Origin of the sequence: Microbacterium sp. p3-SID336 (assembly GCF_025143365.1) — a bacterium.
Taxonomy (GTDB): Bacteria; Actinomycetota; Actinomycetes; order Actinomycetales; family Microbacteriaceae; genus Microbacterium.
Map to the genome: position 1 here is coordinate 31,925 of NZ_JALXPE010000020.1, position 14,805 is coordinate 46,729.

14 protein-coding genes are annotated in these 14,805 nt (G+C 68.9%); 6 read left to right on the forward strand and 8 right to left on the reverse strand.

The window, feature by feature from the left end; translation table 11 throughout:
• Nucleotides 1-3: 3 nt before the first annotated feature.
• Nucleotides 4-609 carry a hypothetical protein gene (locus M3C17_RS07805; protein ID WP_259977106.1) on the reverse strand — a complete coding sequence of 202 codons (606 nt, stop codon included), beginning with the start codon at nucleotides 607-609 and terminating at the stop codon, nucleotides 4-6.
• A gap of 26 nt (nucleotides 610-635) precedes the next feature.
• Nucleotides 636-1,640: a tryptophan--tRNA ligase gene (gene trpS, locus M3C17_RS07810; protein WP_259977081.1), complete on the reverse strand. Its 1,005-nt coding sequence runs from the start codon at nucleotides 1,638-1,640 to the stop codon at nucleotides 636-638.
• A gap of 62 nt (nucleotides 1,641-1,702) precedes the next feature.
• Between trpS and M3C17_RS07815 the strand changes: the two genes are divergently transcribed.
• Nucleotides 1,703-2,383 (forward strand): DUF4166 domain-containing protein, encoded by a 681-nt coding sequence (locus tag M3C17_RS07815; protein WP_259977082.1) that lies wholly within the window; start codon nucleotides 1,703-1,705, stop codon nucleotides 2,381-2,383.
• Here M3C17_RS07815 and M3C17_RS07820 read toward each other — a convergent pair.
• The 6 genes from M3C17_RS07820 to sdhC all read right to left on the reverse strand — a co-directional run bounded on the left by M3C17_RS07820 (nucleotide 2,371) and on the right by sdhC (nucleotide 8,024).
• The gene (locus tag M3C17_RS07820; protein WP_259977085.1) at nucleotides 2,371-3,210 is read right to left on the reverse strand and encodes an exodeoxyribonuclease III; all 840 of its coding nucleotides are present in this window, start codon (nucleotides 3,208-3,210) and stop codon (nucleotides 2,371-2,373) included. The genes M3C17_RS07815 and M3C17_RS07820 overlap by 13 nt on opposite strands.
• Before the next feature lie 9 nt (nucleotides 3,211-3,219).
• A complete protein-coding gene (locus M3C17_RS07825) occupies nucleotides 3,220-4,428 on the reverse strand; it encodes a YihY/virulence factor BrkB family protein (RefSeq protein ID WP_259977086.1) in 1,209 nt (402 codons plus the stop codon).
• 105 nt (nucleotides 4,429-4,533) lie between these two features.
• A complete protein-coding gene (locus tag M3C17_RS07830; RefSeq protein WP_259977087.1) occupies nucleotides 4,534-5,301 on the reverse strand; it encodes a succinate dehydrogenase iron-sulfur subunit in 768 nt (255 codons plus the stop codon).
• Nucleotides 5,302-5,303: 2 nt separating this feature from the next.
• Nucleotides 5,304-7,130, reverse strand: a complete 1,827-nt coding sequence (gene sdhA / locus M3C17_RS07835; RefSeq protein WP_259977088.1) for a succinate dehydrogenase flavoprotein subunit — start codon at nucleotides 7,128-7,130, stop codon at nucleotides 5,304-5,306.
• 19 nt (nucleotides 7,131-7,149) lie between these two features.
• A complete protein-coding gene (locus tag M3C17_RS07840) occupies nucleotides 7,150-7,590 on the reverse strand; it encodes a succinate dehydrogenase hydrophobic membrane anchor subunit (RefSeq protein ID WP_259977089.1) in 441 nt (146 codons plus the stop codon).
• Nucleotides 7,590-8,024, reverse strand: a complete 435-nt coding sequence (sdhC, locus tag M3C17_RS07845) for a succinate dehydrogenase, cytochrome b556 subunit (RefSeq protein ID WP_096713723.1) — start codon at nucleotides 8,022-8,024, stop codon at nucleotides 7,590-7,592. Before sdhC ends, M3C17_RS07840 begins: the two co-directional genes overlap by 1 nt.
• A gap of 180 nt (nucleotides 8,025-8,204) precedes the next feature.
• Between sdhC and M3C17_RS07850 the strand changes: the two genes are divergently transcribed.
• From M3C17_RS07850 to M3C17_RS07870, 5 genes are all read left to right on the forward strand, one after another.
• The gene (locus M3C17_RS07850; RefSeq protein WP_259977090.1) at nucleotides 8,205-9,320 is read left to right on the forward strand and encodes a mannose-1-phosphate guanylyltransferase; all 1,116 of its coding nucleotides are present in this window, start codon (nucleotides 8,205-8,207) and stop codon (nucleotides 9,318-9,320) included.
• Between the two features lie 148 nt (nucleotides 9,321-9,468).
• Complete coding sequence (locus M3C17_RS07855) at nucleotides 9,469-10,581, forward strand: BMP family protein (RefSeq protein ID WP_259977091.1); 1,113 nt, start codon at nucleotides 9,469-9,471, stop codon at nucleotides 10,579-10,581.
• 107 nt (nucleotides 10,582-10,688) lie between these two features.
• Nucleotides 10,689-12,203 carry an ABC transporter ATP-binding protein gene (locus M3C17_RS07860; RefSeq protein ID WP_259977092.1) on the forward strand — a complete coding sequence of 505 codons (1,515 nt, stop codon included), beginning with the start codon at nucleotides 10,689-10,691 and terminating at the stop codon, nucleotides 12,201-12,203.
• On the forward strand, nucleotides 12,200-13,519 hold the full coding sequence (locus M3C17_RS07865; protein WP_259977093.1) for an ABC transporter permease: 1,320 nt from the start codon (nucleotides 12,200-12,202) through the stop codon (nucleotides 13,517-13,519). Before M3C17_RS07860 ends, M3C17_RS07865 begins: the two co-directional genes overlap by 4 nt.
• Nucleotides 13,516-14,802 (forward strand): ABC transporter permease, encoded by a 1,287-nt coding sequence (locus M3C17_RS07870; protein ID WP_259977094.1) that lies wholly within the window; start codon nucleotides 13,516-13,518, stop codon nucleotides 14,800-14,802. The genes M3C17_RS07865 and M3C17_RS07870 overlap by 4 nt, the downstream gene beginning before the upstream one ends.
• The last annotated feature ends 3 nt before the right edge of the window (nucleotides 14,803-14,805 follow it).

Here is a 14,805-nt window from a genome sequence, read left to right on the forward strand (position 1 = left end):
GCGTCAGGTGCTGAACGTCGTGGCGACGCCCGTCGCTCCGCCCACGCCGAACGCGATCAGGACGGCGACGAAGAAGATGGCGACCGCGACGACGGCGATGACGAGCGCCGCGATGCCGGCGCCACGTCCCTGCTTGCGTCGGATGGCGAGGATGCCCAGCACGATCGCCGCGATGCCGAGCACCGTGCCCGTCCAGAACGAGATCTCCGTCCACAGCACCTGTTCCCGAGCGGGGGAGAGGAAACTGAGATCGCGCCCGGTCGACACGCCCTGCGGGAGACGACGACCGATCTCGAAGGCGTTGAGGCCTCCGATGACGGGGATGACGACGGCCGCCACGAGCGACAGTCCGAGCGCGAGCACGCCGAGCAGGCTGGACCGCTGCGGCGAGGCGTCCGGGACGACGTATCCGCCCGAGGGTGCCGCGTACCCGCCGACCGGTACCTGATACGCCCCGGGGGGAGCAGCCGGCGGCGCCGGCGGTGCGACCGCGTAGGCGGGGTATGCGGGCGGTGGCATCGCGCCGGGTGACGACGGCTGGGGCTGCGCGCTCACCGGTGGAACAGGGGGGACGGCACCGGGGGGAGGGGGCAGCTGCGGATCGGTCACGCCCCCATCCTACGGGCGTCCCACCCTCACACCCGGCGGAGCAGGCCCACCCGGTCGTACACGTCCGAGAGCGTCGCGTCGGCGACCGCGTCGGCGCGTGCGGCGTTGTCGGCGAGGATGCGGTCGAGCTCCGCGGGGTCGTCCAGCAGCTCGAGCGCTCGAGCCCGCACCGGGCCGAACTCCTCGACGACGACCTCGGCCAGACCCTTCTTGAAGTCGCCGTAGCCGCGGCCCGCGTACTCGTCCTCGATGGCAGGGATCTGACGCCCCGTGAGGGCCGCATAGATCGTCAGCAGGTTCGAGACGCCGGGCTTCGCCTCGCGGTCGAAGCGCACGGAGCCCTCGTTGTCGGTGACGGCACGCATGATCTTCTTCGCGGACTTCGCGGGGTCATCCAGCATCCACAGCACACCCGCGTCGCTCTCCGCCGACTTCGACATCTTCGCGGTCGGGTTCTGCAGGTCGTAGATGCGCGCGGTCTCCTTCTGGATCACCGGCACGGGCACGGTGAACGCCGTGCCGAAGCGCGAGTTGAAGCGCTCCGCGAGGTCGCGGGTGAGCTCGACGTGCTGCTTCTGATCGTCGCCCACCGGCACGACATCCGTCTGGTACAACAGGATGTCCGCGGCCATCAGCACCGGGTACGTGAAGAGTCCGACGCTCGTGGCGTCGGCCCCGTAGCGCGCGGACTTGTCCTTGAACTGGGTCATGCGGCCGGCTTCGCCGAAGCCCGTGATCGTGCCGAGGACCCAGGCCAGCTCGGCATGGGCGCGCACGTGCGACTGAACGTACAGCGTCGACTGCGAGGGTTCGATCCCCGCCGCGATGTACTGGGCGGCCGTGCGGCGGGTCTTCTCGCGCAGCTCCTCGGGGTTCTGCGCGACCGTGAGCGCGTGCAGGTCGACGACCGAGAAGTACGCGTCGTAGGAGTTCTGCAGGTCCCGCCACTGCAGGAGTGCGCCGATGTAGTTGCCGATCTGGAGGGAGTCGGCGGAGGGCTGCATTCCGGAGTAGAGACGAGGCTTGTTCACCCGTCAATCCTATGCGGAGTGCGGCGGCGGCTTCGCGCGGGGTCGTGGCCTACGCTGGCGGGATGGGCGAGACCACCACGGAACCGGCGCGCGGCGCAGTGTTCCTGGAGGCGCTGGGCGCCGAGGCCGCGCGCCTGCATCCCGAGATCCTCGCGCAGCTCCGTCAAGCGGGGCGCACGGGTCGCGCCGAGGGGGTCTTCCGCATTGCGGGCAGTCGGTTCGGTCGCACCGCGGCCCTCGCGAGGCCGGTGGTGGGACCGCGGCTGCTGGTGACGGCGCGCGGAAGCGATGTCCCCTTCACACTCACGACGGTGTCCGGTCGGACTGGCAGCGGCCGGGCGACCCTCGACACGACGCGCGAATTCCGGTTCCGGGGTGGGAGCCAGGTCATCGTGGATCGGCTGAGCGCCAGCGTGCGCCCTGGACTCGTCCGCAACCTCCTCGGGTCGCGGGGGCGCGTCGAGCTGATCGAGGCGTGCAGCGTGACGCCGGAGGGGTTCCTGCGCATGATGACCGTGCGCGTGGCACTGCGGGTGCGTGGCCGCCGGATCGCGCTGCCGAGAGCGCTCGGCGTGCGGGTCGACCTCGTCGACGGCTGGGACGAGACGCACCGCCGCCGCACGATCGACATGCGCGCCGTGAATCCGCTGTTCGGCACGGTGCTGGAGTATCGCGGCTGGTACCGCGAGGCCGCCGAATCGCCCACAGACGCTCGCGCGTCGGCGGGCGCTCAGTACGAGTAGTCCACGACCACCGGAGCGTGGTCGCTCCAGCGCTGGTCGTACGCCGCGGCCCGTGCCACGTGGTACGCCTCGACGCGCGCGGCGAGGGCCGGGGTGGCGAGGTGGTAGTCGATGCGCCAGCCGGAGTCGTTGTCGAACGCCTTCCCGCGCATGGACCACCACGTGTACGGCCCCTCGACCTCGCCGTGGAAGCGTCGCCCCACGTCGACCCAGCCGAGACCCCTGCCGACCGAGCCGTCCGCACCGGTGATCTCCGCGCCGGCCTCACCGAGGAAGCGGTCGAAGTAGGCGCGCTCGCGCGGGAGGAAGCCCGCCTTGGTCCTGTTCCCGCGCCAGTTCTTGATGTCGAGCTCGCGGTGCCCCACGTTGAGGTCTCCGGTCACCAGGGCGAGTGCGTCCGGACCGTTCAGGGACGCGAGCCGGGCCTCGAACGCGTCCAGGAACTTCCACTTCTCGTCCTGCTTGGGGGTGTCCGCCTCGCCGGAGTGCACGTAGGCGCTCACGACGGTCAGCGGACGATCGCCGATGACGAAGTCGGCTTCGATCCAGCGGCCCTTCGCATCGAAGTCCTCTGGCCCGAAGTCGACACGGGAGGCGAGCGCGGGGATACGGCTGGCGATCGCCACACCGGCGCGGCCCTTCGCGGTGGCCTCGTCGTGCACGAAGGTCCAGCCGGGGAGTGCGGCTTCGATGTGCTCGTCCTGCCCGCGGACCTCCTGCAGGGTGAGGATGTCGACGTCGGCGGCATCGAGCCAGGTGCTCATCCCGTTGCGGGCCGCCGCCCTGATCCCGTTGACGTTGACCGTGGCGATACGCAGATGAGGCATTCCTCCAGCCTAACGAGGACCGCCGACATCGCGGTCCGAGCGGCGCACGTCGGCGAGCAGGCGCTGCGCGAGGGGCGAGCTCGCGGGCAGGGGCGGGGGAGCGGAGGCCTCCAACCGGGCCAGCTCGTCCTCCGCCTCGCGCACTGCTCGTCCCGCGAGCCACGAGCGGTACCAGGGCGCGGCGTCTCGGGCGGCGCGGGCGTCCCGCACACGGATGCGCGCGGCGGTGACCAGCGCCTGGTGCTCCGCGATCCGCCGCTCGGCCTCGGACTGCTGCAGCAGAGGAAGATCGCGGTCCTGCGCGGCGACGGCGATCCAGGATGCGGCGACGAGCATCACGACGCCGTTCACCCGGAACCAGAGCAGGAGTCCGATGAAGATCGCGAACGTCGCGAGCAGCGGGTTGGAGGGGGTGTAGCTCAGGAGGAAACCGGCGCTGTACTGCAGGATCGTCATCGCGCCGCCGCCGAGGAGGGCGCCGGGCCAGATCGTGCCCCAGTGCAGCGAGGTGCCCGTGAGGAAGCGCACCATCGACGCGAGGGCCGCCGACATCAGCGCGAACGAGACGATCACGGTGCCGATGCGGATGCTGGCGTTCAGCCCGTCCGACCCCGAGTCCCAGCCCAGCTGCGCGAGCAGCCAGCTCAGCACTGTCGCGCTGGCCGAGGTGAGGATGGACCCCACCACCAGCGAGACGCCGAAGATGAGGGCGGCCAGCAGGTCCCGTGCTTTGAGCAGCACGTAGCTGCGCCGGTCGGGCGGCAGCCCGAAGATGTCCCGCACGGCGCGCCGGGAGAAGGTCACCCAGCCGATGGCCGTCCAGATGACGGTGCCCAGTGCGATCGCACCCGTGATGCTGAGCACGCCCGTGGTGCTGGAGGCGATCTCCTGCACCTGCTCCGGGGTGACGACCCCGCCCTCCGGGAGGATGAGGTTCGGGATGTAGCTGTTGATCATCGCGATCAGGCCGTTGACGGCCTCCTCGCTGCCGCCGAGCCAGAGGCCGGTGATCGCGAAGGCGAGGTAGATGGCCGCGAAGATCGCGAAGAGCGCCTGGTAGCTCACGCCCGCCGCGAGGAGGAAGCCGTTGTGCTGCAGGAAGTGACGCCAGACGCGCACGGGGAAGAGTCCCAGCGTGCGCTGGGTGAGCGCGGTCGCACGGACGACGGCGGCATCGAGGCGACCGGATTCGTGCGGGGCGCCAGCGGGGTCGGACACGTCCCCACCCTACCCAAGCGGCTGCGACCGGCATCACGGGTCTCAACAGGAACAGGCGACCCCTGCACGGGGTCGCCTGTTCGGACGGGGGAGTCTCGGAAGCCGTCAGGGACGACCGCGGAGCACTGCCTGCTTCACCTCGGCGATCGCCTTGGTGACCTCGATGCCACGGGGGCATGCCTCGGAGCAGTTGAAGGTCGTGCGGCAGCGCCACACGCCTTCCTTGTCGTTGAGGATGTCGAGGCGCACGGCGGCGTTGTCGTCGCGCGAGTCGAAGATGAAGCGGTGCGCGTTGACGATAGCGGCGGGGCCGAAGTACTGCCCGTCCGTCCAGAACACGGGGCACGACGAGGTGCACGCGGCGCACAGGATGCACTTGGTGGTGTCGTCGAAGATCTCGCGATCCGCGATCGACTGCGTGCGCTCCTTGCCCTTCTCCGGGACCGAGTTCGCCACGAGGAACGGCTGCACCTCGCGGTACGACGCGAAGAAGGGCTCCATGTCGACGACGAGGTCCTTCTCCAGCGGCAGACCCTTGATGGCCTCCACGTAGATGGGCTTCGAGATGTCGAGGTCCTTGATCAGCGTCTTGCAGGCGAGCCGGTTACGACCGTTGATGCGCATGGCGTCGGAGCCGCAGATGCCGTGCGCACAGGAGCGGCGGAAGGTGAGCGAGCCGTCGACCTCCCACTTGATCTTGTGCAGGGCGTCGAGCACGCGGTCGGTGGAGTAGAGCTCCACGTCGTAGTCGACCCAGTGCGGCTCGCTGTCGAGCTCGGGGTCGAAGCGCCGGATGTTGAACGTGACGATGAAGGACTGGATACCGGTGTCTTCTGTCGTCTCGGCGGGGGCTTCGGCGATGGCGTTCGACATGCTCAGTACTTCCTCTCCATCGGCGGGTAGTTCAACTCGCCCTTGTCGTTCTTCGTGAACACGACGGGCTTCCAGTCGAGCTTGATGTGGTCGCTCGGGTCCGACGAGTGCGGGTCGCCCGTCAGGTACGCCATGGTGTGCTTCATGTAGTTCTCGTCGTCGCGCTTCGGGAAGTCGTCGCGCATGTGGCCGCCACGGCTCTCCTCGCGGTTCTGCGCCGCGTAGACGACGACCTCCGCGATGTCGAGAAGGAAGCCAAGTTCGACGGCCTCGAGCAGGTCCGTGTTGAACCGGTGGCCCTTGTCGTCGACGTGCACGTTCTTGTAGCGCTCGCGCAGCTCGGCGATGACGCCCAGCACGTGCTGCAGCGACTCGTGGGTGCGGAACACCTGCGCGCCCTTGTCCATCTCGTCCTGCAGCGTCTTCCGAAGCACGGCGATGCGCTCGGTGCCCTGGTTGTTGCGCAGGCCCTCCAGCATGTCGGACACGAACGCGGCGGGGTTCTCCGGCAGCGGCACGAACTCGGCCGTCTTGACGTACTCGACCGCGTTGCGACCGCTGCGCTTGCCGAACACGTTGATGTCGAGGAGCGAGTTCGTGCCGAGGCGGTTGGCGCCGTGCACCGAGACGCACGCGCACTCGCCGGCGGCGTAGAGGCCGGGGACGACGGTGTCGTTGTCGGCGAGCACCTCGCCGTTGTTGTTCGTGGGGATGCCGCCCATGGCGTAGTGCGCGGTGGGCATCACGGGGACGGGCTCGACCACGGGGTCCACGCCGAGATACGTGCGGGCGAACTCGGTGATGTCCGGGAGCTTGGTCTCCAGAACTTCCGCGCCGAGGTGCGTGCAGTCCAGCAGCACGTAGTCCTTGTGGGGACCGGCGCCGCGGCCCTCCGCGACCTCCTGGACCATGCAGCGCGCGACGATGTCGCGGGGTGCCAGGTCCTTGATGGTGGGGGCGTAGCGCTCCATGAAGCGCTCACCCGAGGCGTTGCGGAGGATGGCACCCTCACCGCGGGCGCCCTCGGTGAGCAGGATGCCCAGTCCGGCGAGGCCGGTCGGGTGGAACTGGAAGAACTCCAGGTCCTCCAGCGGGAGGCCCTTGCGCCAGACGATGCCGACGCCGTCGCCCGTCAGGGTGTGTGCGTTGGACGTCGTCTTGAAGATCTTGCCGAAGCCGCCGGTCGCGAAGATCACGGCCTTGGACTGGAAGACGTGCAGCTCGCCCGTGGCCAGGTCGTAGGCGACGACACCGGCGATCTGGGTCTTGCCCGCCGCGTCCTTCACCGTGATGAGATCCAGCACGTAGAACTCGTTGAAGAAGTTGATGCCGAGCTTGACGCAGTTCTGGAACAGCGTCTGCAGGATCATGTGGCCCGTGCGGTCCGCGGCGTAGCAGGCGCGGCGGACCGGGGTCTTGCCGTGCTCGGCGGTGTGGCCGCCGAAGCGGCGCTGGTCGATCTTGCCCTCGGGCGTGCGGTTGAAGGGGAGACCCATGTTCTCGAGGTCGATGACTGCGTCGATGGCCTCCTTCGCGAGGATCTCCGCCGCGTCCTGGTCGACGAGGTAGTCGCCGCCCTTGACGGTGTCGAAGGTGTGCCACTCCCAGGAGTCCTCCTCGACGTTCGCGAGGGCCGCCGCCATGCCGCCCTGTGCCGCGCCCGTGTGGGAGCGGGTGGGGTAGAGCTTGGAGATCACGGCCGTCTTCGCGCCGGGCCCCGCCTCGATGGCGGCCCGCATTCCGGCGCCGCCGGCGCCCACGATGACGATGTCGAACTGGTGGTAGTGCACGCCGTCACGGACGACGGAATCCTGCGTCTGGGTAGTCACTTCTCGTTTGCCTCTTCTTCTAGCCCTGCGCCTGGCAGGTCTCCCACAGCGTGCTCGACTCGGTCACACCCAGGCACGGGTCGAACGTGAAGACGACCAGGGTGCCGAGGATGATGAGGAGCCCTGCGGCGAGGCCGAGAGCCCAGACGAGCGCCTTGCGCGCCGTGGGGTTGGTCACGTAGTCGTTCACGATCGTGCGCATGCCGTTGGCGCCGTGGATGAGCGCGAGCCACAGCATCAGCACGTCCCACCACTGCCAGAACGGCGTGGCGAACTTGCCGGCGATGAAGGCGAAGTCGAGGGCGTGGATGCCCTCGCCGACCATGAGGTTCACGAAGAGGTGGCCGAAGATCAGCACGACGAGCACGACGCCCGAGACGCGCATGAAGACCCAGCCCCACTTCTCCAGGTTGACGCCGCGCTGACGGCGGGCGGGGGCGGCGACGGTCTGAGCGGTCATCAGTGTCCTCCTCCGAAGCCGGCGAACGCGAGCATCAGGTGGCGCGGCACGAAGCCGGCCATGATGATGCCCCACACCAGCAGCACGCCCCAGAAGAGCTGACGCTGGTAGCGCGCGCCCTTCGACCAGAAGTCGACGGCGATGATGCGCAGTCCGTTCATGGCGTGGAAGACGATGCCGGCGACCAGCACCACCTCGCCGAGAGCCATGACGGGGTTCTTGTACGTGCCGATGACCGCGTCGTACGCCTCCGGCGACACCCTGATCAGCGCCGTGTCGAGCACGTGCACCAACAGGAAGAAGAAGATGGCGACTCCGGTGATGCGGTGAAGCACCCACGACCACATGCCTTCGCGACCCCGATAGAGGGTGCCGCGGGGGGTCTTGGACGTGGTTTCCGAAATCGACGGTGTCAAGCGAGCGCTTGTGGACACGGTCGTCCTCCCTGGATCGATGTGACTCGGTCGCGTGCGCTGCTTCGTCCACGTCAAAGGCCTGGAGAGTGTCAGGCACGCCCGATCGCTCTCCATCCTATTCCTGTGAGAAGGCCGTGGGCGACGAAGGGGACCCTAACCCCTCGCGGCGACACCGCCGCCGCTCGATACGCTGGCACGGTGAGCGAACCCATCGAGGACTTCTACGCGGTGATCCCGGCCGGCGGCATCGGCAGCAGGCTGTGGCCTCTCTCGCGTGCCGACGCGCCGAAGTTCCTGCACGACCTGACCGGCTCCGGCCACTCGCTGCTGCGCGACACGTGGGATCGGCTGGTGCCGCTCGCCGGCCCCGACCGGATCGCGGTCGTCACCGGCCGCGCACACCGTGCGGCCGTGGAGGCGGAGCTGCCGGGCATCGCTGATCTCAACGTGTTCCTCGAGTCGGAGCCGCGGGAGTCCGCCGCCGCCATCGGGCTCGCCGCCGCCGTGCTGCATCGGCGCGACCCGGACGTGATCATCGGCTCGTTCAGCGCCGACCATGTGATCCGCGGGACGCGCGTGTTCGAGTTCGCGGTGCGCGACGCGGTGGAGGTCGCGCGCGAGGGGTACATCTGCACGATCGGCATCGCGCCCACCGAGCCGGCCGTCGGCTTCGGCTACATCCGCAAGGGGCCCGAGCTCGTGGTGGAGCGCGCTCGGGAGGCCGCGCTGGTGGAGAGCTTCGTCGAGAAGCCGGACCTGGAGACGGCGAAGGCGTACCTCGCCGACCGCGGCTACCTCTGGAACGCGGGGATGTTCATCGCGAAGGCGAGCGTGCTGCTCGACGAGCTGGCGACGAACGAACCCGAGCTGCATGCCGGGCTCCAGGAACTGGCCGCGGCGTGGGACGACCGCGAGCGGCGCGGTCCCGCCGTCGACCGCATCTGGCCCCGGCTCAAGAAGACCGCCATCGACTATGCGGTCGCCGAGCCCGCCGCTCGCCGCGGGCGCCTCGCCGTGGTGCCAGGGCACTTCGACTGGGACGACGTGGGGGACTTCGCCTCGCTGACGAAGCTGATCACCAACGGCCGCAAGAACGATCTGGCGGTCCTCGGCCCGCGCGCCCGGGTCCTCACGGACGCCGCCAGCGGCATCCTCGTCAGTCAGACGTCCCGGGTGATCAGCCTGGTCGGCGTGCAGGACATCGTGGTGGTCGACACACCAGACGCGCTTCTCGTCACCACGGTCGAGAACGCGCAGCGCGTGAAGGGCGTCGTGGAATCCCTGAAGCTCAACGGACAAGGCGACGTGCTCTGATGAGCAGCGCCCGATGCTCATCTGGGTGCTTGATTTCAGCTTTGTAACCTTTCGCCAGCGCGAATGAGACCGATGTGCACGAAAGCTGAAACAGTAGGTAACTTTGATCGATCCGCGATGGTCGCGGTTCCGTTGAGGGAGGCATGAGTTGACCATCTCCACCACAAAGAAGCTTCTCGGCGCGACCGTCGCCGCGGGCGTCATCTTCGCGCTCGCCGGCTGCGGCCAGGCGCCGACCGACGAGGCCGGAGGGTCGGAGAAGCCGGCTGACTCCGACTTCAAGCCCTGCCTGATCTCGGACGCGGGCGGATGGAACGACAAGTCGTTCAACCAGTCGGCCAAGGAGGGCATGGACAGCGCCGCCGAGGAGCTCGACATCAAGCCGCTCGAGTTCGAGTCGGCGAACGACAACGACTACGCGCCGAACCTCGAGACCGCCGTGTCCGAGGGCTGCACGCTCATCGTCTCGGTCGGCTTCAAGCTCTCCGCCGCGACCGTCGAGTCGGCGCTCGCGAACCCCGAGATCGACTACGCGATCATCGACGACTGGGCGGACAACGACTTCGACGGCGAGGTCGACGCGCCCAACATCAAGCCCCTCGTCTTCGACACGGCTCAGGCGGCCTACCTCGGCGGCTACGCGGCGGCGGCCTGGTCCGCGCAGAGCGGCGTGAACAAGGTCGGCACCTTCGGCGGCATGCAGATCCCGTCCGTGGCCGTGTTCATGGACGGCTTCCAGCTCGGCGTCGAGAAGTACAACGAGGACAAGTCCGGCTCCGTCCAGGTCTTCGGCTGGGACGCCGCGACCCAGGAGGGCTCCTTCACCGGCGGCTTCGACGCGAACGACACCGCGAAGCAGACCGCGCAGGGCGTGCTCGACCAGGGCGTCGACGTCATCCTCCCAGTCGGCGGCCCCGTCTACCAGAGCGCTGCGGCGGCGATCACCGACAGCGGCAAGGACACCCTCATGCTGGGTGTCGACAGTGACCTCGCCGTGGCCGACCCGAGCGTCGCCGGCATGACGCTGGTCTCGATCATGAAGGCGATCGACGTGGCCGTGCACGACGCGACCATCGCGGCCGCCAAGGGCGACTTCGACCCGGCTCCCTACGTCGGCACGCTCGAGAACGAGGGCGTGAAGCTCTCCGGCTTCGGCGACTTCGAGTCCCAGCTGCCCGAGGGCCTGACGGACGAGATCACCGCTCTGCAGGAGCAGATCATCGCCGGTGACATCACGGTGGAGTCGAAGAACTCGCCGTGATCTGACGCGGTCCGAGCGCGGGGCGAGTGGTGAGCATCACGCCACTCGCCCCGTGCCGTGGTCGGACGGCGATTCTCCTCGATGACTCTTCTGGATAAGGTGCAGATATGAAGCTCGAACTTCGCGGCATCACCAAGCGATTCGGCAGCCTCGTGGCGAACGACCACATCGATCTGGTGGTCGAACCAGGGCAGATCCACGCGCTCCTCGGCGAGAACGGCGCGGGCAAGTCCACCCTCATGAACGTCCTTTACGGCCTCTACCAGGCCGACGAGGGAGAGATCCTCCTCGACGACGAGGTGCAGCATTTCCGCGGTCCTGGCGACGCGATGGCTGCGGGGATCGGAATGGTGCACCAGCACTTCATGCTCGTCCCGGTCTTCACAGTGGCGGAGAACGTGATGCTCGGGCACGAGCAGACCAGAGGTCTCGGCCGGCTGGACATCGCGAAGGCGCGACAGCACGTGCGCGAGGTCGCCGCGCGGTTCGGCTTCGACATCGACCCCGATGCCATCGTGGGCGACCTCCCGGTCGGCGTGCAGCAGCGGGTCGAGATCATCAAGGCCCTCTCGCGCGACGCCAAGGTGCTCGTGTTCGACGAGCCCACCGCGGTGCTGACGCCGCAGGAGACCGACGAGCTGATGGGCATCATGCGCCAGCTCCGCGACGAGGGCACCGCGATCGTCTTCATCACCCACAAGCTGCGCGAAGTGCGCGAGGTCGCCGACACCATCACGATCGTGCGCCTCGGACGGATCGTGGGGGAGGCGTCTCCGACCGCGACCAACGCCGAGCTCGCCTCGCTCATGGTGGGTCGCGCGGTCGAGCTCACGGTGCACAAGGAGCCGCCGCGCCTCGGCGACGGAGGGCTCTCGGTCCGGGGCCTGCGCGTGCTCACCCCGACGGGGGCCATCGTCGTGGACGACGTCGACTTCGACGTGCGCCCCGGCGAGGTCCTGGCGATCGCCGGTGTGCAGGGCAACGGGCAGACCGAGCTCGTGGAAGCCATCGTCGGGCTCGCCGCGCGCGTCGAGGGGAGCATCGCCCTCGACGGCAAGGAACTCGTGGGAAAGAGCGTGCGGGCCATCTTGGACGCCGGCGTCGGCTTCGTGCCGGAGGACCGCACCGAGGACGGCCTGGTCGGGGGGTTCTCCGTGGCGGAGAATCTGATCCTCGACCGATCGGACGACCCGGCCTTCAGCCGCGCGGGCACCCTCAAGCGCGGGGCGCTGGAGGAGTTCGCCCGCGCGCGCATCGCGGAGTACGACATCCGCACACAGGGGCCGTACACCCCGGCGGGCACGCTCTCCGGAGGCAACCAGCAGAAGGTCGTGATCGCGCGGGAGATGAGCCGCGAGCTGCGCCTCCTCGTGGCCGCGCAGCCGACGCGCGGCGTCGACGTGGGCTCGATCGAGTTCATCCACAAGCGCATCATCGAGACGCGCGACGCCGGGATCCCCGTGATCGTCGTCTCCACGGAGCTGGACGAGGTCGCAGCTCTCGCGGATCGTATCGCGGTCATGTACCGCGGAACGATCGTCGGCATCGTCCCCGGTGACACGCCCCGGGAGACGCTCGGACTCATGATGGCCGGTGCGGCCGAAGGAGAGGTGGCCGCGTGAGCGGAGCGACGCCCGGCGCAGGAGATGCGACCAAGGGGCTTCCACCCGAAGAGCTCGCTCCGAGCACCGGCATCCCGCCGCAGGACCCCTCCGAGGTCCCCGCGCCGCCGCGGAGCAACGTCTTCATCAAGGAGCTGCTGCGCGGCAGCGCGGTGACCACGATCCTCGCGATCGTGCTGGCGCTGATCGTCGGCGGCATCCTCATCGCGTTCACGAACGAGGACGTGCAGGAGGCCTCCGGGTACTTCTTCGCGCGCCCGACCGACACGCTCGCCGCGGCCTGGAACGCCGTGTACAACGGCTACGAGGCCCTGTTCCGCGGTGCCGTCTTCAACGCACGCGGAGCCGACTTCGCCGCGCAGATCCGACCGCTCACCAACACGCTGGGCTTCGCGGCCCCGCTGATCGCGGCCGGTCTCGGTGTCGCGCTCGCCTTCCGCGTCGGTCTGTTCAACATCGGTGCGCGCGGCCAGATGCTCGTCGGCGTCGCCGTGGCCGCGCTGCTGACGTTCTCGCTCGACCTGCCCCTCTGGCTGCACCTGCCGGTGACGCTGCTCGCCGGCATCGCGGGCGGCGCGCTGTGGGGCGCGATCGCCGGACTCATCAAGGCGCGGACGGGTGCACACGAGGTGATCCTCACGATCATGCTCAACTACATCGCGTACTACCTGCTGCTGTGGATGATCCGCACCCCCGGCCTGCTGCAGAAGCCCGGCACGAACCAGGCCCTCGGCTCGCCGACGCCGGAGAGCGCGCAGTTCCCGACGCTGCTCGGGCCGCAGTTCCCGCTGCTCGACCTCGGCTTCGTGATCGTCATCGTCGCGACCCTGTTCGTGTGGTGGCTGCTCGAGCGCTCCTCGCTCGGCATGCGCATGCGCGCGGTGGGGGAGAACCCGCACGCAGCCCGCGCCGCCGGCATCGGCGTGCAGCGCATCTACGTCTACGCGATGCTCTTCGCGGGCGGACTGGCAGGACTCGCGGGCATGAACCAGCTCCAGGGCGCCGTGACCACCGGTGTCACCGAGACCATCGACGCCGGCATCGGCTTCGACGCGATCACCGTCGCGCTGCTCGGCCGCAGCCGCGCCTGGGGCACGTTCGCGGCAGGCATCCTGTTCGGTGCGCTCAAGGCGGGCTCGTTCTCCATGCAGGCGCAGGACATCCCGGTCGACATCGTGCTGGTGGTGCAGTCTCTCGTGGTGCTGTTCATCGCCGCGCCGCCACTGCTGCGCACGGTGTTCTTCCTCCCGAAGTCCGACGCTGAGAAGGCCGCGAAGGCGAGAGCCAAGGCGGCGAAGAAGGCGGTGACGGCATGATGACGCTCGCGCAGACCGAGGCCGCAGACGGCACGGTGCAGCTGGCCACCGTCAAGGAGCGCCACTTCAAGGCGCCGATCGTGCTCGCCGTGCTGACGGTGCTGCTCGCGGTGCTGTTCCTCGCCGTCCCGCGGACCGGGACCAGCACCTTCCGCCTGTCCGACCAGTCCTCGGCGTTCGCGCTGCCGGATGTGGCGCTGCCGACGGCGTCGACGTTCTGGGTCGTGTTCGCCCTGCTCGTGGTGCTGACGGTCGCCTCGTTCCTCCGGGCCTGGGTCTACCGGCCGACGTCGCTGTGGCTCGTGGCCGCCTACGGCATCCTCGCGGTCTTCGGATTCCTCGTCTGGGCATCGGCGGGCGGCCTGGTGCCGGTCACCAGCCTGCTGTTCGGCGCCGTGTCGCTGTCCGTCCCGCTCGTGTTCGGCGCACTCGGCGGTGTGATCGGCGAGCGTGCCGGCGTCGTGAACGTCGCCATCGAGGGGCAGCTGCTGCTCGGCGCATTCTCCGCGGCGCTGCTGTCGAGCATCACCGGCAACCCGTTCGTCGGCCTGATCGGCGCGATGATCGGCGGCGTGCTCGTGGCGAGCGTGCTCGCGGCCTTCGCCATCAAGTACCTCGTCGAGCAGGTCATCGTCGGTGTCGTGCTGAACGTGCTCGTGACGGGCCTCACCGGCTTCCTCTACGGCGCGCTCCTCGCCCCGAACGAGGAGAGCCTGAACACCCCGGTGCGCTTCACGCGCCTCGAGATCCCGGTGCTCAGCGACATCCCGATCATCGGACCGGTGCTGTTCAACCAGACCTTCATCGGCTACCTCATGTTCATCACGGTCGCCGTGGTCGCCTGGGGTCTGTACCGCACGAAGTGGGGTCTGCGGCTGCGCGCCGTCGGCGAGCACCCGCAGGCGGCGGACACCGTGGGCATCAAGGTCAACCCGACCCGGTTCTGGAACGTGCTGCTCGCCGGCGCGATCGCCGGCATCGGCGGCGCCTACTTCACGCTGGTCTCGGTGCCGCAGTTCGGCAAGGAGATGACCGCCGGTCTCGGCTTCATCGCCCTGGCCGCGGTGATCTTCGGTCGCTGGGACCCGATCAGGGCCACGCTCGCCGCGCTGCTGTTCGGCTTCGCGACGAACCTGCAGAACCTGCTGTCGATCCTCAAGACGCCGATCCCCGGCGAGTTCATGCTCATGCTGCCGTACGTCGTGACGCTGCTCGCGGTCGCCGGCTTCGCCGGACAGATCAAGGCACCGGCGGCCGACGGCAAGCCGTACATCAAGTCGTAGGAC

What these genes read in the sequence shown, in the direction of transcription:
- M3C17_RS07815 (WP_259977082.1), top strand. Translation starts at nt 1,703, where the DNA reads ATGGGCGAGACCACCACGGAACCGGCGCGCGGCGCAGTGTTCCTGGAG.
- M3C17_RS07820 (WP_259977085.1), bottom strand. Translation starts at nt 3,210, where the DNA reads ATGCCTCATCTGCGTATCGCCACGGTCAACGTCAACGGGATCAGGGCG.
- M3C17_RS07830 (WP_259977087.1), bottom strand. Translation starts at nt 5,301, where the DNA reads ATGTCGAACGCCATCGCCGAAGCCCCCGCCGAGACGACAGAAGACACC.
- M3C17_RS07840 (WP_259977089.1), bottom strand. Translation starts at nt 7,590, where the DNA reads ATGACCGCTCAGACCGTCGCCGCCCCCGCCCGCCGTCAGCGCGGCGTC.
- M3C17_RS07860 (WP_259977092.1), top strand. Translation starts at nt 10,689, where the DNA reads ATGAAGCTCGAACTTCGCGGCATCACCAAGCGATTCGGCAGCCTCGTG.
- M3C17_RS07870 (WP_259977094.1), top strand. Translation starts at nt 13,516, where the DNA reads ATGATGACGCTCGCGCAGACCGAGGCCGCAGACGGCACGGTGCAGCTG.